At 73.0% G+C, this 17,811-nt stretch carries 19 protein-coding genes; 9 read left to right on the forward strand and 10 right to left on the reverse strand.

The features are described 5' to 3' along the window. Positions 1-2: 2 nt before the first annotated feature. Entirely contained in the window at positions 3-2,018 is a 2,016-nt protein-coding gene (locus ACSQ2D_RS20280; protein WP_435987718.1) for an acyltransferase family protein, read from the reverse strand. Positions 2,019-2,370: 352 nt separating this feature from the next. Continuing rightward, entirely contained in the window at positions 2,371-3,135 is a 765-nt protein-coding gene (locus ACSQ2D_RS20285; RefSeq protein WP_435987719.1) for an HNH endonuclease family protein, read from the reverse strand. 147 nt (positions 3,136-3,282) lie between these two features. Here ACSQ2D_RS20285 and ACSQ2D_RS20290 point away from each other — a divergent pair, with 147 nt between their 5' ends. Continuing rightward, positions 3,283-4,020: a metal-dependent hydrolase gene (locus tag ACSQ2D_RS20290; RefSeq protein ID WP_435987720.1), complete on the forward strand. Its 738-nt coding sequence runs from the start codon at positions 3,283-3,285 to the stop codon at positions 4,018-4,020. A gap of 49 nt (positions 4,021-4,069) precedes the next feature. On the opposite strand, the gene ACSQ2D_RS20295 is transcribed toward ACSQ2D_RS20290, so the two are convergent. After that, positions 4,070-4,939, reverse strand: a complete 870-nt coding sequence (locus tag ACSQ2D_RS20295) for a peptidase inhibitor family I36 protein (RefSeq protein ID WP_435987721.1) — start codon at positions 4,937-4,939, stop codon at positions 4,070-4,072. 175 nt (positions 4,940-5,114) lie between these two features. Beyond that, positions 5,115-6,032: a class I SAM-dependent methyltransferase gene (locus ACSQ2D_RS20300; protein ID WP_435987722.1), complete on the reverse strand. Its 918-nt coding sequence runs from the start codon at positions 6,030-6,032 to the stop codon at positions 5,115-5,117. 48 nt (positions 6,033-6,080) lie between these two features. Between ACSQ2D_RS20300 and ACSQ2D_RS20305 the strand changes: the two genes are divergently transcribed. Then, the gene (locus tag ACSQ2D_RS20305) at positions 6,081-6,665 is read left to right on the forward strand and encodes a helix-turn-helix domain-containing protein (protein ID WP_435987723.1); all 585 of its coding nucleotides are present in this window, start codon (positions 6,081-6,083) and stop codon (positions 6,663-6,665) included. A gap of 13 nt (positions 6,666-6,678) precedes the next feature. Here the strand turns inward: ACSQ2D_RS20305 and ACSQ2D_RS20310 are convergent, their stop codons facing one another. Further along, the gene (locus tag ACSQ2D_RS20310; RefSeq protein ID WP_435987724.1) at positions 6,679-7,947 is read right to left on the reverse strand and encodes an AAA family ATPase; all 1,269 of its coding nucleotides are present in this window, start codon (positions 7,945-7,947) and stop codon (positions 6,679-6,681) included. A 204-nt stretch (positions 7,948-8,151) separates the two neighbouring features. On the opposite strand from ACSQ2D_RS20310, the gene ACSQ2D_RS20315 reads away from it, so the two are divergent. Then, positions 8,152-8,643 carry a CHRD domain-containing protein gene (locus tag ACSQ2D_RS20315; protein WP_435987725.1) on the forward strand — a complete coding sequence of 164 codons (492 nt, stop codon included), beginning with the start codon at positions 8,152-8,154 and terminating at the stop codon, positions 8,641-8,643. A 158-nt stretch (positions 8,644-8,801) separates the two neighbouring features. Here the strand turns inward: ACSQ2D_RS20315 and pdxY are convergent, their stop codons facing one another. Then, entirely contained in the window at positions 8,802-9,650 is an 849-nt protein-coding gene (gene pdxY, locus ACSQ2D_RS20320; protein WP_435987726.1) for a pyridoxal kinase PdxY, read from the reverse strand. Between the two features lie 54 nt (positions 9,651-9,704). Here pdxY and ACSQ2D_RS20325 point away from each other — a divergent pair, with 54 nt between their 5' ends. From ACSQ2D_RS20325 to ACSQ2D_RS20340, 4 genes are all read left to right on the forward strand, one after another. Beyond that, the gene (locus ACSQ2D_RS20325) at positions 9,705-10,061 is read left to right on the forward strand and encodes a GntR family transcriptional regulator (RefSeq protein WP_435987727.1); all 357 of its coding nucleotides are present in this window, start codon (positions 9,705-9,707) and stop codon (positions 10,059-10,061) included. Beyond that, positions 10,058-11,017, forward strand: a complete 960-nt coding sequence (locus ACSQ2D_RS20330; RefSeq protein ID WP_435987728.1) for a DUF1648 domain-containing protein — start codon at positions 10,058-10,060, stop codon at positions 11,015-11,017. The genes ACSQ2D_RS20325 and ACSQ2D_RS20330 overlap by 4 nt, the downstream gene beginning before the upstream one ends. Before the next feature lie 115 nt (positions 11,018-11,132). Next, complete coding sequence (locus tag ACSQ2D_RS20335) at positions 11,133-11,453, forward strand: rhodanese-like domain-containing protein (protein WP_435987729.1); 321 nt, start codon at positions 11,133-11,135, stop codon at positions 11,451-11,453. Between the two features lie 109 nt (positions 11,454-11,562). Next, on the forward strand, positions 11,563-12,042 hold the full coding sequence (locus ACSQ2D_RS20340; RefSeq protein ID WP_435987730.1) for a CD225/dispanin family protein: 480 nt from the start codon (positions 11,563-11,565) through the stop codon (positions 12,040-12,042). Positions 12,043-12,046: 4 nt separating this feature from the next. On the opposite strand, the gene ACSQ2D_RS20345 is transcribed toward ACSQ2D_RS20340, so the two are convergent. After that, a complete protein-coding gene (locus ACSQ2D_RS20345) occupies positions 12,047-13,375 on the reverse strand; it encodes an amidohydrolase family protein (RefSeq protein ID WP_435987731.1) in 1,329 nt (442 codons plus the stop codon). 80 nt (positions 13,376-13,455) lie between these two features. Here ACSQ2D_RS20345 and ACSQ2D_RS20350 point away from each other — a divergent pair, with 80 nt between their 5' ends. Continuing rightward, on the forward strand, positions 13,456-14,100 hold the full coding sequence (locus ACSQ2D_RS20350) for a GntR family transcriptional regulator (RefSeq protein ID WP_435987732.1): 645 nt from the start codon (positions 13,456-13,458) through the stop codon (positions 14,098-14,100). Between the two features lie 18 nt (positions 14,101-14,118). Here the strand turns inward: ACSQ2D_RS20350 and ACSQ2D_RS20355 are convergent, their stop codons facing one another. The 3 genes from ACSQ2D_RS20355 to ACSQ2D_RS20365 form a co-directional block, all read right to left on the reverse strand. Beyond that, entirely contained in the window at positions 14,119-14,919 is an 801-nt protein-coding gene (locus ACSQ2D_RS20355; protein WP_435987733.1) for a hypothetical protein, read from the reverse strand. A gap of 116 nt (positions 14,920-15,035) precedes the next feature. Beyond that, positions 15,036-15,896: an Fpg/Nei family DNA glycosylase gene (locus ACSQ2D_RS20360; protein ID WP_435987734.1), complete on the reverse strand. Its 861-nt coding sequence runs from the start codon at positions 15,894-15,896 to the stop codon at positions 15,036-15,038. Between the two features lie 12 nt (positions 15,897-15,908). After that, positions 15,909-17,021 carry an App1 family protein gene (locus tag ACSQ2D_RS20365; RefSeq protein ID WP_435987735.1) on the reverse strand — a complete coding sequence of 371 codons (1,113 nt, stop codon included), beginning with the start codon at positions 17,019-17,021 and terminating at the stop codon, positions 15,909-15,911. Between the two features lie 113 nt (positions 17,022-17,134). Between ACSQ2D_RS20365 and ACSQ2D_RS20370 the strand changes: the two genes are divergently transcribed. After that, on the forward strand, positions 17,135-17,767 hold the full coding sequence (locus ACSQ2D_RS20370; RefSeq protein WP_435987736.1) for an N-acetyltransferase: 633 nt from the start codon (positions 17,135-17,137) through the stop codon (positions 17,765-17,767). Positions 17,768-17,811: the final 44 nt, after the last annotated feature.

Raw genomic sequence — 17,811 nt, forward strand, 5'->3', positions numbered from 1 at the left:
CGTCAGTCGCCCGAGCGGACGAGGCACTCCTGAGCCGGTTGCCCGGTGGCCGGGAAGGCCCGGACCAGGGCGTCGGCCACCCTCCGCCCGCGCTCGACGTAGCCCTTCGTCGTGAAGTGGATGCCGTCGTCGACGAACCACGACCGCCGCACCTCGGCGCGCCAGTCGTAGACGCGCAGGTTCGGGTAGCGGGTGCACGCCTCGAGCAGGGCCGCGTTCCACTTCTCCATCTCGCGGTCGGCGTACGGACCCGACGTGTCGGTGGTGCGCACCGTCAGCCACAGGACCGGGTGGTTGCCGATGGGCCGCATCAGCCGGTCGATCCGGTCGGCGAGCGGCACGACACCCCCGACGTACTGGTTCGCCACCTCGTTGGTGCCCATGGCGAGGACCCAGCACCCGGCATACCCCTGCGTGGTCCTCGAGGTCACGGCGCTCTCGGCGTTCGGCTGGCCCCGGAAGGTCTCGACGATCGAGCGCGCCCCGAGGATGTCGGGGACGAAGCTCGTGACCCCGACGCGGGCGTACTGCGCGGGCAGGCGCGTCGCTGCACGAGGTTGGTATGCCGGGTCGACGAGACCGACGGACGTCGAGTCGCCGACGTGGACGAGTGACGTGCACGAGGTCCGCGACGGGGTGCGCGTGGGCGCGGCGGTCGGTGGCGTCGCCGTCGATGACGCCGCCGATGACGCCGCCGATGACGTCGAGGAGGACGCCGACGGTGTCGAGGTCGCCGCGGTGGCCGGCGGCACGGGAGGGTCGCCCGGGTCGGCTCGGGCGTCGTCCGTCCCGCCGCGACCGACGAGCGCCGCCGCGCTCAGCGACGTGACGGCCACGATGGCCAGGGCGATGGTGCCCGCGGCGACGACCGGCATCGACGGAACGGCGCGCGGCAGGTCACCGGGCTGGGGACGTCGCGGGCGCAGGGCGCGTCGGAAGCCGCGACGCCGGATCGGGTCCTCGACGAGGTTCCACGACAGCGTCGCGAGCAGCAGCGTCAGGCCGAGTTGCAGGGCGCCCCGGGCCGCGTCATGACCGCTCAGCACGGCCGGCCCGGTCAGAGCGACGACGGGCAGGTGCCAGAGGTAGATGCCGTACGACCGCTCGCCGACCCAGCGCAGCGGTGCGACACCGAGCAGGCGGCCGAGTCGGGACCGCGGGTGCGACACGACGGCGACGAGGCCGGCCGTGGCCAGCGACAGCAGGAGCAGTCCCCCGCGATAGAGCGTCAGCGAGTACTCGTCCGTGAGCGTCATGAGGGCGAGGACGACGACGAGGCAGGCGAGACCGACGCCGTCGAGGGCGCGGCGGCCGCGCCGGTCGTCGAGGGGCGGCAGCGAGCCGCGACGCCAGACCAGGGCCACGGCCGCACCGACGAGCAGACCTCCGGCCCTGGCGTCCGTGCCCTCGTAGGCCCGCGTGTTGTCGAAGCCCGGCACGGCGAGCAGCCAGAGGAGCACGAAGGACGCGACGGCGAGCGCCGTCGTCAGCGTCGCCGCGCCGCGCAGCCGACCCCGCACGAGGACGACGAGCGCCAGCAGCAGCACGGGCCACACGACGTAGAACTGCTCCTCGACGGCGAGGGACCACAGGTGGTCGAAGGGTCCGGGACCACTGAACCGCTGGAAGTAGGACTCGCCGTCCGTGATCGTCTTCCAGTTGCTGACGTAGAGCAGGGCGGCCACCGACTCGGCGAGCCGCTCGCCCGCGTGCTCGGGCTGGGTGACGACCGAGACGAAGGAGACGACGACGAGGAGCACGACGACGGCGGGCAGCAGACGGCGGGCCCGGTGCACGTAGAAGCGGCGGAGTCCGACCGTCCGGGTGCGCTCCCAGCCGGAGACGAGCACGCCCGTGATGAGGAAGCCGCTGAGCGTGAAGAAGACCCCGACCCCGAGCAGTCCGCCGCTGAGGGACGGGACACCGAGGTGGTAGCCGACGACAGCCGCCACCGCCAGCGCGCGAACTCCGTCGAGCCCCGGCACGTACGCGGTCGGGCGTTCAGTCGGTCTGGGCATCGGTCCGCCAGGGGTCGCCGGGATGCCGAGGACCCCGGATGCCAGCAGGCTAGGACGGCGCGGACCGATGGGCGCCGAGGTGCTCGTCGAACGCCGATACGGGCGATTCCGGGAAAAAGTCGCACTCCACCCCCTCGGCACATGAGGCGGACGAACGACACATTCCAGCCCGGATCACCGGATTCGGCGGCTCCTTCGCCCCCACCAGGCGCCCCTCGTCCCGTAGCGTGTCCTACTGGAAGGGCCGGGATTGACTGCCACTCCACCCCTCCCTCACGGCTTGGCAGTCAGGTGGGGTCCGGCCCTTCCACCCTCCCGGAGCCAGCGCGACGTCAGCGCAGCAGCAGCGCCGTCAGCGCGCTCGCGAGCATCCGGTGAGGATCCGCGCGATCTGCGCCTTCTCGGCGGCCGTGACCCACAGGTGGTAGCGCAGCTTCACGGCGACCTGGCGCGCGACGTACGTGCAGCGGTACGCCTTGTTCAGCGGGAGCCACGACGCTGCGTCGGCGTCACGCTTGGCGCTGTTCGTCGGCCCGTCGACGGCGAGCAGGTTGTTCGGGTCGTTCGCGAGCGTCCTCCGCTGGGTCGGGCTCAGCTGCTGCGCGCCCGTCACCCACGCGTCGCCGAGGGCGACGACGTGGTCGATCTGCACCTTCGACGACGTCGCGCGTCCCCGGACGAAGGTGATGGTGCGACCTGTGTAGGGATCCGCGAGGGTGCCTGAGACGACGACGCATCCACGCGTGCCGGGTTTCAGCCGCTCGGCGACGAGGTCCCGCCGCAGGACGTCGTTGCGGGTGTCGCAGCCGTTGTGGCCGAGACTGACGTCGACGTCGTCGCTCCAGGCCGGACCGAAGGCGTCCCGGTCGTAGCCGGTCCTCGGCGCCCGACCCTTGACCGAGAGGATGTCGAGCGAGGTGAGTGCAGCCCGCGCCTGAGCGGGCGTCAGCGTGGGGACGGGCGCGGGCCGGGAGCTCGGGTCGACTCCGCCTGCCGACGCGCCGGGCACGACGCGCGTCGAGGCGTGCGGGCCGCCCACCCCGGGCGACGGGAGCGGGAGCCCGCACCCGGCGAGCGCGACGCCCGCCGCGCCCGCCGCGAGGAGAACGGTCAGCAAGCGAGTCAACGAGCGAACGGGCACGGTCGGCAACCCTGCCACACAATGGAATTCGGATACGACCGGCTCGCCGTCGACGTGCTCCCCGGTGTGGGGCTCGCCGCACCGGCTGGCTAGAGTCTGCGGTCGTGCGATGGATGGCCAGCGGTGCTCGGTAGGACACATGCACTGTCAGGAGCGGTGGCCGTGCTCGCCCTCACGCCGCTGCTCCGCGACCACGGCGTCACCGTCGAGGCCTGGGCGGTCCCGGTCGCAGCCGTTACGGCGGCGGGCGCGGCAGTGCTGCCGGACATCGACCACGCCCACGCGACGCCGGCACGCTCCCTCGGGCCGGTCACGGCCGGACTCGCCTGGTGCGTGGGCCTCGTCAGCGGTGGACACCGCAACGGCACCCACTCCTTCGTCGGACTGGCGGCCTTCACCGGGCTGGCGGCCTACGTGACCAGCGTCGGCGGGCTGCCCCTCGGCCTGTTCCTCTCGTTCCTCTTCGCCCTCGCGGCGGCGGCCCTGCGCGTCAACATGGTCCGGGCGACGGTGGGGCACACGCTCCTCTGCCTGCTCATGGGCGCGATGCTGACCCGAGGGGCCGTGCTCGACTCCTTCCCCGTCGAGGTCGTGCCGTGGGCGGTCGCGATCGGGGTCACGGTCCACCTGCTCGGCGACATGGCCACGGTGCAGGGCTGCCCGCTCTTCTGGCCCGTCCTCGGCCACCGCTACAACTACCTGGCACTCAGCACCGACCACGCCGTCGAGCGCTACGTCGTCGGGCCCGCTCTCACGCTGGCGGCTGCCTGGCTCGTCGTGACCATGGCCGGTGGCGTCGACGTCATCGGACCGGCGCTCCGCACGACCTGGCGCACCGTCCAGCTCGTGGTGCCCGGCTGAGGTCACGCGGTCGGGGTGTGGCCGACGGCGTCGGCCACACCCCGACGCGTCACTGGCAGCAGGCGTTGTAGCCGCGGTCCATCCAGAACTGGGTGGGCACCGGGTTCACGAGGGTCGTGTCGCTGCTGAAGGTCGCCGCGGTCTGTCGCCCAGGGCGCATCTCGACGTGGGTGTGGGTGGCGGGCGCACCGCGCGCCGCCTCGTCACCGACCTTCTGGCCCTTCGAGATCGACTGCCCCACAGCGAAGCCCAACGGGTTGAGGTGGAGGTAGACGATGGTCTTGTCGTACGTCGCGTTGTAGACCGCGAGCGTGGACAGCGCGTCCGTCGCGTCGCTGCCCTCGGTCACGCGGGTCACCGTGCCGCCGAGGACGGCGAAGACGTCGGCACCCGACTGGTAGGCGACGTCGATGCCCTCGTGCCGCCCCGGGGTGTTGAGGTAGCCGTCGAACCACGCCGTGACGCGGGCGCCGGCAGCGTGGTAGACGCCGTACTCGAACGTGTCGTTGGTGGCGACTCCGACGATGTGGCCGGCGTTCTCGTTCTTCAGCTCCGGCCGGAGGTCCGCCTTGACGCCCGCGTCGACCGAGTCGATGGCCCCGGAGTAGCCGCTCCGGTAGAAGACGGTTGCGACGGCGGCCTCGCGGTTCCAGACGGACGCGGCGTTGTTCTTGACGCACTGGCCCTGACCGTTCCCCGCCGAGACGAAGGTGACGCACCCGGCCCCGGTGCCGTAGTCCGACTGGCTGTTCGCGAGGTCGACGAGGGACCCGCCGTTGCCCGAGTTGTAGTAGAGGCAGAACTCGCCCGACTCGCACACGCCGTTGCGCGACGTGGCGGCCTGGGCCGTGGGTGCCGATGCCACGACGGCTCCGGCGAGCGCCGCCGCGGCTGCGGCGAGCGCGATCATCTTCTTCATGGTGTCCCCTGTGCGGTCGTGGGGCCGTGGCCCCCGGGCCCGCCGGGCGGTCGCGCCGGCGTTGGTCCCGGATCCGACGCTAGGGCAGCGTGCCCGGGCCCGGCGCGCCGAAAACCGGGGAGCACTCCCCATCGGCTCGCCACCCTCGGCCCGGCCAGGTCCAGGGCGGGGTAGGTCAGCGGCGAGCGATCGTCAGCGTGCGGACTCCGTGCAGGTGCAGGTCGCTGCGGCGGAGCAGCGCGTGCGGGCCGTCGTCGTCGAGCAGGGCCTCGAGAGTGTGCAGGTCCTCGGCGTCCAGCCGGTCGGTGAGACCGTGCGAGAGCCGGTCGAACCAGGCTCGGGCGTAGCGGCCGGCGAGCGGGTGGTCGGGCGAGCGCTCGTCGATGACGACGTCGTGCTCGTCGACCACGGTCCAGCCCGCCTCGCCGAGCAGCTCGGCCCACGACGCGCCGATGGTCGGCAGCGCCTCGGCGTGCACCGCGGAGAGCACCTCGAGCGCGCGGGTCTCGAAGCCGGGTCGACCGACGCCGAGGTCGTCGGGAAGGAAGCGCAGCGGCTCGTCGAACTCCGCGACCGCGACGAGTCCCCCGTCGCGGGTGATCCGACGAAGGTCCGAGAGCGCCCGCGTCGGGTCGGCGAGGTGGTGCAGCGACATCGAGGCCCACGTGAGGTCGATCGGTTCGAGGTCGGGCCAGCCGGCGTCGAGGTCGGCCAGCAGGGTGCGGACCCGGTCGGCGAGCCCGGCAGCGCGCGCCTTGGCGTCGATGCGGGAGAGCGCGAGCTCGGAGACGTCGACGGCGACGACCTCGGCGTCGGGCAGCCGGCGCGCCAGGCCGAGCGAGCCGGTGCCGGTGCCGGCACCGAGGTCGACGACGCGGGCCTGCCGCGTGGTGGGCAGCGAGGTCATGGCCGCGGTCACGCGGTCGAGAGCGGTGTCCCAGTAGGCCCGGAGCACCTCGCCGTCCAGGTCGAGGAGGTCGGCTCCCCCGGACTCGGACGCCGCGTCGTCGTGGCCGTGCTCGCCGTGGCCGCGGCCGTCGTGGTCCAGGTGTCCCTGGTGGGCAGGGGTGTCTGCGTGGTGTGAGTGCGACATGACGGCCACGGTACGACTCTCTTGCGCACACGGCATACGATCTTGCTGATGACGCAAGAACTCGACCTCGACGCCGTGATCCGCGCCCGCATCCGCGGCCTCCGACTCGCCCGCGGATGGTCCCTCGACGCCCTCGCCGGCCGGTGCGGGATCAGCCCGTCGACGCTGAGCCGGATCGAGACCGGCCACCGTCGGATCGCCATCGACCAGCTGGGTCCCATCGCCCGCGCGCTCGGCACGAGCATCGACGAGCTCGTCGACCTCGCGAGCGACGACGACGTCGTCATCCACCCGCGACGCGACACCGCGCACGGCCGCACGACCTGGCTGCTGACGCGTGAGGACGAGCCGCACGGTCTCGTCGTGGCCAGGATGCGGATCACGGCCACCCGCCACGACGGACGCCTCGGCGTGCACCCCGGTCACGAGTGGTTCACCGTCCTGTCCGGCACGGCCCGGCTGCACCTCGGCGAGCGCGTCGTCGTCGTCGAGGAGGGCCAGTCGGCGCAGTTCTCGACGATGGTCCCGCACGCCATCACCGCGGACGACGAGCCGGTCGAGGTCATCCTCGTGCTCGACCGCGACGGGCGGCGCGCCCACCTCGACGTCGCCGCGGGCGAGTCACCCGCCTAGCGCTTCCGGGCGCTCAGGACTGCGTGCGCAGGTAGCGGCCGAAGTGCGGCACGGTGAAGGCGATGAGGCCGCGCTCACCGGAGTAGATGAGGCCCTTCTTGATGAGGGCGTCGCGGGCGGGCGAGAGCGACTGCGGCTTGCGCCCCAGCACCTCCGCCACGGCGGACGTCGGCACCGCCTCGCGCTCGGTCACCCCGTCGCGGACGTATGCCGCGTCGTCGCCGACCACGGGCACGTCCCGTTCCGGGTCCCCCTCCCCCGCGGACGGGTTGACGAGCGCGGCGTCGGCCATGGCCCGGAGGTACTCGCGCTCGGCGGGCGTCGCCCGCTCGAAGCGTGAGCCGAAGAAGCCGACGGCGAGCTCGGACTCGGCCTCGGGCACCGCGACGCGGATGTCCTGGGCCGTGACGGGCGAGGAGGGCGCGACGTCCCACACGACCTTGCCGTAGGCCTGGATGAAGTACGGGTAGCCGGCCGTGACGGCATACATCTCGTCGAGGGCCTCGGGCGTGAACTCGCAGCCCTCCTCGGTGGCCGGGCCGACGAGCGCGCGATCGGCGGAGTCGCGGGGCAGCCGGTCGATGCGCGAGTAGCGAAAGAGCCTCTCCGAGTATGACTTCGAGGCCGAGAGCACGGCGGGCAGGTGCGGCAGGCCGGCGCCGACGACGATGACCGGCAGGCCCGACTGCGAGATCTCGTGGCAGGCCGCGCAGAGGGCCGACACGTCGTCGGGGTCGAGGTCCTGCATCTCGTCGATGAAGGAGGCGATGCCCTTGCCGACGTCGGCGGCCAGTCCCCCGATGTCGGTGAAGAGCTCGACGAGGTCGATCTCGATGTCACCCGAGTCGGCCCGCCCGGTGACGGCCGGGACGTCGATGCCGGGCTGCCACTTGTCGCGCAGCTTGGCTCCCGTCGGGGCGTCGCGCAGCGCGAAGGCCTTGATGATGCCGAGCACGTGGTCGACGTCCTCGCCGCGCGGGTGCCCCAGCTCGCGCACGGCCTGGTGGGCGGCCGCGGCCAACGGACGGCGCAGCCGCTGGTCGGGGCGCGCCTCGAACTTGCCGGTGCCCCAGTCGGCCCGCACGGCCGAGCTGCGCAGGGCGTTGAGCAGCACGGTCTTGCCGACCCCGCGCAGTCCGGTCAGGACGATCGAGCGCTCGGAGCGTCCGCGGGCGATCCGCTCGAGCACGACGTCGAAGGTGCGCAGCTGCTCGTCACGGCCGGCGAGCTCGGGCGGGCGCTGGCCCGCGCCCGGGGCGTACGGGTTCGTGATCGGGTCCACGATCGGAGGCTATACGCATCTCTACCGCAAACCTGAGACATCCCGATCGACCCCGATCGGCGCGTCACCCGAGCCCCAGCGGGCGAGCTGGCCGGCGGGGCTGGCTGGCGTGCTGGCTGGGCGACGCAATCCGGGAGGAGGAGCCGTGACGAACGAGGGACGTCAGGGGCAACTCACCTCGGGGGCCAACCGAAAGGCACCACCATGCGCTCCAAGCAACGCACGCTCGCCGTCGCCGCGGCCTGCGCCTCGGTCGTCCTGCTCGTCCCCCTCGCCCCCGCCTTCGCGGGTCACACGAACACCGTGCTCGAGGCCGACCTCACCGGTCGCGCCGAGGTCGGCACCTCCAAGGCGATCGCCGGGGACCCGAACGGTCGCGGTGAGGTCTACGTCAACGGCATCGACGGGGACCCGACGACGCTCTGCTACGTCCTCACCGTCAGCAAGATCGCTCCCGCCCAGGCGGCGCACATCCACAAGGGCGCGGCCGGCACCAACGGCCCCGTCGTCGTCAACCTGGCCGCCCCGGCCGACGGAAACGCCGCGGACTGCCTGACCGAGGGCGAGGCCGGCAAGTTCGTGAGTGGCCAGACCGTTGCGGACATCCTCGCCAACCCGGAGGACTACTACGTCAACGTGCACAACGCAGAGTTCCCGGGCGGCGCGATCCGCGGCCAGCTCGCCGCTCAGCACTGAACCGCACGCCGGTCGCTCGCGCACCGACTCGATGGAAACCGAAGTGATTTGATTCGGATTCCACTGAATTGAGGCATGAAAAAGCGCCGTTCCGCACGGTCAGGGGTGGTCATGCGGAACGGCGCGTTGCGACTATAACGCGGTTCGGGGCGAAACGGTCAAGCGATCGAAGAGATTTCAAAAATCTCGTCAGGATGGGCGATCGCGTCCTGCTCGGCCACGAGCAGCATCTCGTCCGAGCCGCTCGCGTGCGTGCGCTCCAGCACGGCATACATCGTCGCCGCGGTGCGGCTCAGGGCCACCTCGGGACCGTCGGTCAGGTAGTGCGCGAGGAAGACCGCGGCGGTCACGTCGCCGCCCCCGCGGACCGTCATCGGCAGCATCGGGGTCGTCACGACCCAGGCGTCGTCGGCGGTGACGCACGCCATCTGGATCGTGCCCTCGGGAGTGTCGGAGGTCAGCGCGCTCGTGACGAGGACCGCCGTCGGACCCTGCGCGACGAGCTCGCGGGCCGCGGCGACGAGCTCGGACTGCGTGGACACCGGACGGCCGACGAGGAACTCGAGCTCGAACTGGTTGGGGGTGACGATGTCGGCCTTCGGCACGACGTGGTCGCGCATGTACTCGGGGATGCCCTCGCGCACGAAGAAGCCGCGACCGACGTCGCCCATGACCGGGTCGCAGCAGTAGACGGCCGAGGGGTTGGCCGCCTTGACCCGCGCGACGGCGTCGAGGACGACCTCGCCGACGGCCTCGGCGCCCTGGTAGCCGGAGAGCACCGCGTCGATCGCCGGGAAGGCGCCCCGCTCCTCGACACCGTCGATGACGGCCGCGACATCGGAAGGAGCGATGAGCGGGCCACGGGTCGAGCCGTAGCCCGTGTGGTTGGAGAAGGTCACCGTGAGCACGGGATAGACCTCGTGCCCGAGCCGCTGGAGCGGGAAGACCGCGGCCGAGTTGCCGGCGTGGCCGTAGGCGACGTGGGACTGGATCGACAGGATCTTCACGACTCCCACACTATCCGCTTGGCTTTGCCGAGTAGTTATAGTCATAATAGAACTATGTTGTGGCAGGTGGACCCCACGTCGAGCACCGCGTTGCACGTGCAGGTGGCCGCCTGCGTGCGCCGCGAGATGGCCTCCGGACGGCTCGCGAAGGGCGACCGGCTGCCGTCCGCGAGGGAGGTCGCCGGTGTCCTCGACGTCAACCTCCACACGGTGCTCCGCGCCTACCAGTCCCTGCGCGACGAGGGCCTCATCGACCTGCGCCGGGGCCGTGGGGCCGTCGTCAGCGCGTCGGACCCCGGTGGTGACGCCCGGCTGCGCACCCTGGCCGCCGCGCTCGTCGCCGAGGCGCGACTCGTGGGCGCCACCCCGACCGACCTCACCCGACTCATCGAGAGCGAGTTCCAGCGATGACCTCCGACCGCCGCCCCACCCATGCCCTCGTCGCGAGCGCCGTGCTGGCTCCCGTCGTGGCCGCGGCCGGCACCGGCCTGGCGTATGCCGTCCGGGACCTGGTGCCGGACCCCGTGGCCGTCCACTGGGGCCTGCACGGCGAGCCGGACCGCTGGCAGCCCTTCGCGACCGCGGTCGTCACCGCGGCCGTCATCACGACGGTGATGCCGCTCGCCCTCGTCGGTCTCGCCGCGGTCATGCACCGCTCCGCCCGGGGTCCCCTCGCCGCCGTGGCCGGTGGCCTCGCGGTCTTCCTCGGTGGGGTGCTCTTCGGTGGCCTCGTCGCGCAGCGGCCGGGGCAGGTCCCCGAGGCGTTCCCGCCGCAGTGGGTCGTGCCGACGCTCCTGCTGACCGCTCTCGTGGCCGTCGGGATCTGGCGCTGGGGACGCACGACGCCGCCCGAGGTCGCCGGAGCACGCGAGCCCCTACCCGCCGACGCGCGCCGCCTGGACGTCCCGCCGACGACGCGGCTCGCGTGGACCGGACGGGCGAGCCTGCGCGTGGGCCCGACGGTGACGCTGGCGGTCGTCGTCGCCCTGCCGCTCGTCTGGGTGGCGCTCTCCGGGTTCGTGTGGGTGTGGCTGCTGGCCCTCGCCCTCGGGGCCCTGCTCGCCCTCACCCTCTGCGCGCGCGTGACCGTGGACGCCTCCGGACTCCGGGTCTCGAGCGCCGGACTGTCGTGGTCCCGCGTGCCGATCGAGCGGGTCGCCTCGGCCACGACCGGCACCGTGTCGCCGCTGCGCGAGTTCGGCGGATGGGGCTGGCGCATCGGCGTCGACGGCCGCCGCGGCTACGTCACCCGTGCCGGCGAGGCCCTCGTCGTCCACCGCATCGGCGAGCCGGACGTCGTCGTCACCGTCGACGACGCCGACGAGGCCGCGGCCGTGCTCAACACCCTCGTCGCCCGGGCCTCCTGACCGACGGACGACCGTTGGTGGCCGTGCGTCGCCCACCCCGGCGTGTCCCACCGCGTGTCGCCGGCGGACGCGGACCAACGGTCGTCGGACGGCGGCGTCGTGCCACGATGAAGGCATGAGCATCCCCACGACGACCGTGTCCGAGCTGCCCGACGACGCCGTCCTCGTCGACGTCCGCGAGGCCGACGAGTGGGCCGCCGGCCATGCCCCCAACGCCATCCACATCCCGCTCGGTGAGCTGCCGGCGCGCATCGACGAGCTGCCCGAGACCGACGACACCGTCGCCGTCGTCTGCCGCATGGGCGGCCGCTCCGCCCGCGCGGTCCAGTGGCTCGTGCACCAGGGCTACGACGTCGCCAACGTCGAGGGCGGGATGCTCGAGTGGGAGCGGGCCGGCAAGCAGCTCGCGGCGGACGGCGACCCCACCATCATCTGACCGGGTCGATTCGTCCGGTTCGCGCCCCGAACCTCGCTCCGCATGGAACGCTGTCGCTCCTGACGGGTCTCACCAGTGACCGACCCGCCGAGCCAGGAGCACCCGGACCATGGACGACCGCCGACCCGATCCCACGCAGGACACCTGGTCCCAGTGGCTGCCCGACCTCGAGCCGCCGGACCACGCCCCAGCGAAGACCGCGGCGACAGCCGGACCGACGGCGCCGCTGAGCCCGCCGCCCGTCCCGCTGCCGCCGCCCGCCGGCCGGGTCGACCCGCTGCCGTATGCCGCCACCCCCATCGCCGAGTGGGTCGGCCCCCGCAGTGGCCAGGCACCGCCACCACCGACCCGGCTCGGCTGGGCGATCCTGTGCACGATCTTCTGCTTCACGCCCTTCGGGATCGTCGCGATCATCAAGTCGACCCAGGTCAACCCCAGGTGGGCCCTCGGCGACTGGGACGGGGCCCGGGCCGCGTCACGGTCGGTCAAGACGTGGTGCCTGGTGGCCGCCGCGGCCTGGCCCGGCTCGTTCATGCTCTTCAGCTGCCTCGGCATCGCCAACGGCGGCCACGTCTCGCTCCACCTCTGACCCGTCAGGGGTGGCGCACCACCGCGCCCTGGGCCACGACGACCCGGACCCGCTCGACCGCGCCGCCGTCGTCGAGCGGGTTGCCGTCGACGACGAGCAGGTCGCCGAAGCCGCCCGGCACGAGCCGGCCGGCCTGACGCGACCAGCCGAGCATCCGCGCCGCGCTCGTCGTCGCCGCCCGCAGCGCGTCGAGCGGGGTCAGTCCGGCCTCGACGAGCAGGCGCACCTCGGACCCGATGGGGTCGACGTCGGTGCCGAAGGAGTCGGTGCCGGCCACGATCGTGACGCCACGCTCGTGGGCCTCGCGGACGGCCTTCATGAGGATCGGGGTGTACTCGCGACCGCGGGCGTCGAGGACGGGGTTGCTCGAGCCGATCATGCCGCTGATCGCGGCGAGGGTCGGCGTGAAGTGGGTGTCGCGCCGGGCCATCTCCGAGATCGTCGCGTCGCCGACGAAGACGCCGTGCTCGATGCTGCGGACGCCGGCGCGGACGGCACCGTCGATGCCCTCGGCGCTGTACGCGTGACACAGCACCGGGCGCCCGCTCGCGGCGCGGACCACGGCCGTGAGCTGCTCACGGTCGTAGACGAGCTCGCGCGGGTCCTGCTCGGCGAGCCCGGCCCGTGGGTTGGCCCTCGTCTTGACGACGTCGACACCGCGGGAGACGTTGACCCGGGTCACGTGGGCGATGTCGGCGGTCGACGTGACGCCGCCGGGGAGGGCCGCGAGCGGGGCGAGCTCGGGGTCGGCGAGCAGCGAGTCGCCGAGCTGCGGCGACACGAAGATGCCGGCGGCCCGCATGCGGGGCGCGAGGCCGGGCGCCCAGTCGGGCAGGGAGCGCATCGCGACGTCCTGGTAGAAGGAGGAGGACCCGCTGCGCACCGACGTGGCGCCGGCCTGCAGCAGGGCGCGGGCGTCCGCGAGCGCGTTGGCGTGGACGTGCACGTCGATGAGACCCGGCACGACCCAGCGTCCCGAGGCGTCCACCCGTCGCGCGGCGGAGCCGACCGAGGCCACGGCCCGCCGCGTCGCGTCGCGCGAGCCGACGGCGAGCACCCGACCGTCGCGGATGACGACGACGCCGTCCTCGGCGACGTGGCCCGTGAGGGGGTCGACGACCGAGCCGCCCTCGACGACGAGCGGGGCTGCGGTCGTGGGCCGGAGGGAGCCGGTCCGGCCGCGGGCCACCGTGTCAGCGGCCTGTGCCGACGAGGCCGAGGCGATCCCCCCGGCCGTGACGCCCGCGAGGACCGCGGCCCCGGCGATGACGTTGCGACGCGAGAGGGCCGCGGGCGGCAGGGACGGCGTGGCGTCGTGGTCGTGCAGGCACATGCGGGACCTCCAGGGGTTAGGCTCGGGCCGAGCCGTTTTTGGTATACCAATTTGGTATACCAACTGAGGAGGGGTGGTCAATGCCTACTCGTGAGGAACATGCGGGATCGCTCCGCGACTCCGTCACCGAGGCGCTGCGCCGGCGCATCGTGTCCGGCGACCTCGCCCCCGGCACGCGCGTCGTCGAGCGCCAGGTCGCCGAGCAGCTCGGCGTCTCCCGGGTGCCCGTGCGGGAGGCGCTGCGCGCCCTCGAGCGGGAGGGCTTCCTCGAGGAGCGGGCCACACGGGGCATGGTCGTACGCCGCCTCGACCCCGACGACGTCGCCATGCTCTTCGCGGTGCGCGAGTCCCTCGAGGCCGTGCTGTCGCACCGGCTCGTCGACGTGCTCGACGAGGAGGGCCTCGCGACCCTCGACGACCTCGTGACTCGGGCCGACGCCCACACCCGAGCCGGTCGTCACGCCGAGGCGGTCGGCGCCAACGCCGCTTTCCACGACGCGCTGGTCGACCTCGCCCGCAGCCGCGTGCTCAGCTCGATCATCGAGCCGGTCGCCGGTCGGATGGCGTGGCTGCTCAACCAGCACGCCGAGCCGGCCGCCATGGTCGCCGAGCACCGCTCCATCGTCGAGGCCCTCCGCTCCCGCGACGCCGACCGTGCGGCAGCGGTCTTCCGTGACCACCTCGCGAGCAGCCGCGCCGCCGTCACGAGCCTCGACGGACCCTGACGGGCCGGGCGTGCCCCGTCAGCCGACCGGGATCGTCGACGGAGGGGTGCAGACGAGCTCCTCGCCCTGCGGAGCCGTGGACGCCGCCTCGACGACGCCACCCCCGACGGCGGACGGTCGGGCCTGTGCGGCGCGGTCGGTGACCTGGATGCAGAGCTGCCACTGCTTGACGCCCGGGTCGACCGGGGTGCGCGGGGCCTGGAAGGACTCACCCGGCACGTCGAGCGTCGGCGGCGACACGGCATACGCCTTCCCCGTGATGCTGGCACCGGGCGCGACCGTGTGGCCGCCCATGACGGGGGCGGCGGCGAAGCGGACGTTCGGGCCCGGCGCGAAGCCCTGTTTGCTCAGGCGGAGGACGCCGGACTGCTCGTAGACCCACGCGTGCTTGAGGTCGACGTCCGCGGGGAGGGTCGCGCTGCCCAGGTCGGCGGGGACGACGTCGAAGGCGAGGACGGGCTTCGTGCCGGTGTTGGTCAGCGTGTAGTCGACGACGAGACCGGGACTCGCCGCGATGCCGGCCCCCGTCGCTCCGGCCTCGGGGCCACCCGGGGCCATCGTCGCCTCGAGGCGCACGCCGCCCGACGTCACCGTCTGGGCTCCCGCACCGGCGTCACCCGTCGAGCTCGCCGTGGCCGACCCTCCGTCGCCGCCGGCCGGGGTCGCGACGCCGGGTGACGGCGTCGCCTGCCCGCACGCGCTCGTGACGAGCACGGCTCCGAGGGCGAGGGCGAGGAGTCCTCGTCCGGGACGGACGGGCTGGAGGGGACCGCGCGGGACGTGGTGGGTCAACGGCTTCATGACGATGAAGACAACCACGAGACCGGAAGCGTTGCATTCCGGACGAATCCGCGTCGCGGCCTAGTCGCGACCAGGTAGCGCTGGCTGACCTTGACGACGACGAGCTGCGCCACCGGCGCGGCGCGCAGGCTCGCTCACTTGAGCAGCTTGGACATCCGCCGGTCGGCGAGCGGCTTGCCACCGGTCTGGCAGGTGGCGCAGTACTGCAGGGACGTGTCAGCGAACGACACCTCGCGCACGATGTCGCCGCACTCCGGGCACGTCTCACCGGTGCGCGCATGGACCCGCATGCCCGCTCGCTTGGCGTCCTTGAGCTCCTTGGCCGGCTTGCCCGACGCCGTCGTGACGGCGCCCTTCAGCGTGTCGCGCAGGGCGGCATACAACCGGTCGACCACCTCGGGGGCGAGCGTGCCGGCGATGGCGAACGGGCTGATCTTGGCCACGTGGAGGATCTCGTCGGAGTAGGCGTTGCCGACGCCCGCGATGAACTCCTGGTCGCGCAGCAGGCCCTTGATCTGCGTGCGTCGGCCCTCGAGCATCGACCGGAACCGCTCGAGCGTGAAGTCGTCGGCCATCGGGTCGGGCCCGAGGCGCGCGATGCCGGGCACCTCTGCGGGGTCCGTGACGATGTAGGCGGCGAGGGACTTCTTGGTGCCGGCCTCGGTCAGGTCGAAGCCCGAGCCGTCGGACAGCCTCACCCGCAAGGCGATCGGCGACTTGCCGGGACGCACGACGGTCGTCGGCAGCTGGTCGGACCAGCGCAGCCAGCCGGCGCGCGCGAGGTGGAAGACGAGGTGCGTGCCATCGGCGTCGATGTCGAGGAACTTGCCGTGGCGGTGGACGCCGTCGATGGGCGCACCCTCGAGCGCCTGGGGCGGCGGGTTGAACGTCTTGAGCACGCTGAACGACGCGAGCTCGACCTTCGTGATGGCAAGGCCGTCCGTCCGCTCGGCGAGGAAGTCGACGAGCGCCTGCACCTCCGGCAGCTCAGGCATGACCCCAGTCTGTCACCCGGACCCGACGGAACGGCCCGGACGCGAGGGCTGCTCGTCGGTCGCCACGGGCTCACCGACCTTGCCGGCGCCCTCGAGCACCCGGAGCATCGCGTGCCCGTCGGCTGCCGAGAAGGTCGGCACCGATCGCGCCGCCCAGGGACGGATGGGTGAGTCGATCTTCATCGGGTTGGACAGCACCTGCTCGGTCGGCGACAGGTGCCGGATGCAGATGGCGTCGACGCGGTCGGGGCGCGCCTCGGCGAAGTCGGCGTAGATCTGCGGGTCGTGCTGGCCGTCGTCGCCGACGAGCAGCCACGTGATCTCGGGGAAGTCGCGGGCCAGCCGGTCGAGGCAGGTGCGCTTGTGCGCCTGCCCGCTGCGGAACCAGCCGGTGTTGGTGGGACCCCAGTCGGTGAGCATGAGCGGACCGAGGGGGAAGCCGTTCTCGACGAGGAAGCGGTTGAGCGTGGCAGAGGTGTTCCACGCGCCGGTCGAGACGTAGACGATGGGCGCGCCGGGGTGGGCCGAGAGGATGCGGCGGTACATCGGCGCCATGCCCGCGACCGCGTGACGCGCCTTGGCCCGGCGCACGAAGGTGTTGAACGCCGCGATCATCGGGCGGGGCAGCATCGTCGTGATGACGGTGTCGTCGATGTCGCTGACGATGCCGTGCGTCACGCCGTCGGCGACGATGAAGACGTCGGCCGCGACGGGGTCGGTGCCCTGCGCCTCGACGACGACCTGCTGCCAGCCGGGGGCGAGCCCGTGGTCCCGGGCGACGATGTCGACGTGGCCGCCGCGGTCCGACCGTCCGTAGACCTCGCGGTCGCCCACGGTGACCTTGACCGGCACCCCCGTGGCCGGTGAGGTGATGAAGGCGCGCCAGCCCCGGTCGTAGTGGGCCGGGCTCAGCGCGCCGGTCGCGTCCTGACGGGCCTCGGGGCCCTCGACGTCCTCACGGCCCTTGCGCCCGAGGAGGATCCGCGCATAGACACGGACGAAGGAGGACGAGCCGTAGCCCACGTGGGTGATGACCCGGTTGCCCCAGCCGCGGCTGCGGAGCACGCGCTCGATCTGCTCGTGGACGGCGTCCTCCACGATGGCGGCCGCGTGCGGTCGGGACATGGCCACAACCTACCCGGCGGGGCCGTCCGGGGAGCACCGGGAGAGCTGCCGGCGGGTGCCAACAGGTGGACCCCGGCGGGCGCGGGGTCGACGCGGCGGGTTTGATGGACGGCGTGCACCCCATTGCCGAAGTCCTCAGCAAGGCCGCAGGCGGCGACTTCCCGGCCGTGGACGGCGCGTGGCAGCGCGTCGAGCCGTGGCGGGCCGGCGTGGAGGGCGTCGTCGCCTTCACCGGCCACGCGTACCTCGCCGTCGACGACGACGTCTCCGACGGCACCCTGGACTCGCTGAGCCCGGACGGCTTCGGCGGGGCGAGCAACCCGCGCCTCGTCTCGCGCCTCGCCGGCACCGGCTGGATCGACGCCCTCGACATCATCCTCGTGGCGCGCGGCACGGGCGGCGAGCCGGTGCTCGTGCCGCGCAGCGACCTGCGCAACCACCCCCGCGCCGAGCACGCGACGTCGGTGCGCAGCGACGTCACGACCTTCGGGTATGCCGCCCCGGACGACCACACGCTCGTGACCCTCTCGACGGGGCTGGGCGGGCTGCCCGAGGTGGGCCTCGAGACCGACCCGTCCAAGGACCACGTCGGGACCGACGTCGTGCGCGACGCGCTGACGCTCATCGACGAGGGCGACGTCGTCGTCGCGGCCTGCGCGCCCGGCAACGCCCGTGCCCTGCGCGCGTTCCTCGCGGCGGGCTTCGAGCCGGTGGCCTCCGTGCAGCTCTGGCGCCCCGAGCGCTGAGCCCGGCCCCCAGCCGCGACCCGGGGATGCCGACCGGCTGCGGC

It is taken from the genome of Terrabacter sp. LjRoot27, from assembly GCF_964254175.1.
Taxonomy (GTDB): Bacteria; Actinomycetota; Actinomycetes; order Actinomycetales; family Dermatophilaceae; genus Terrabacter.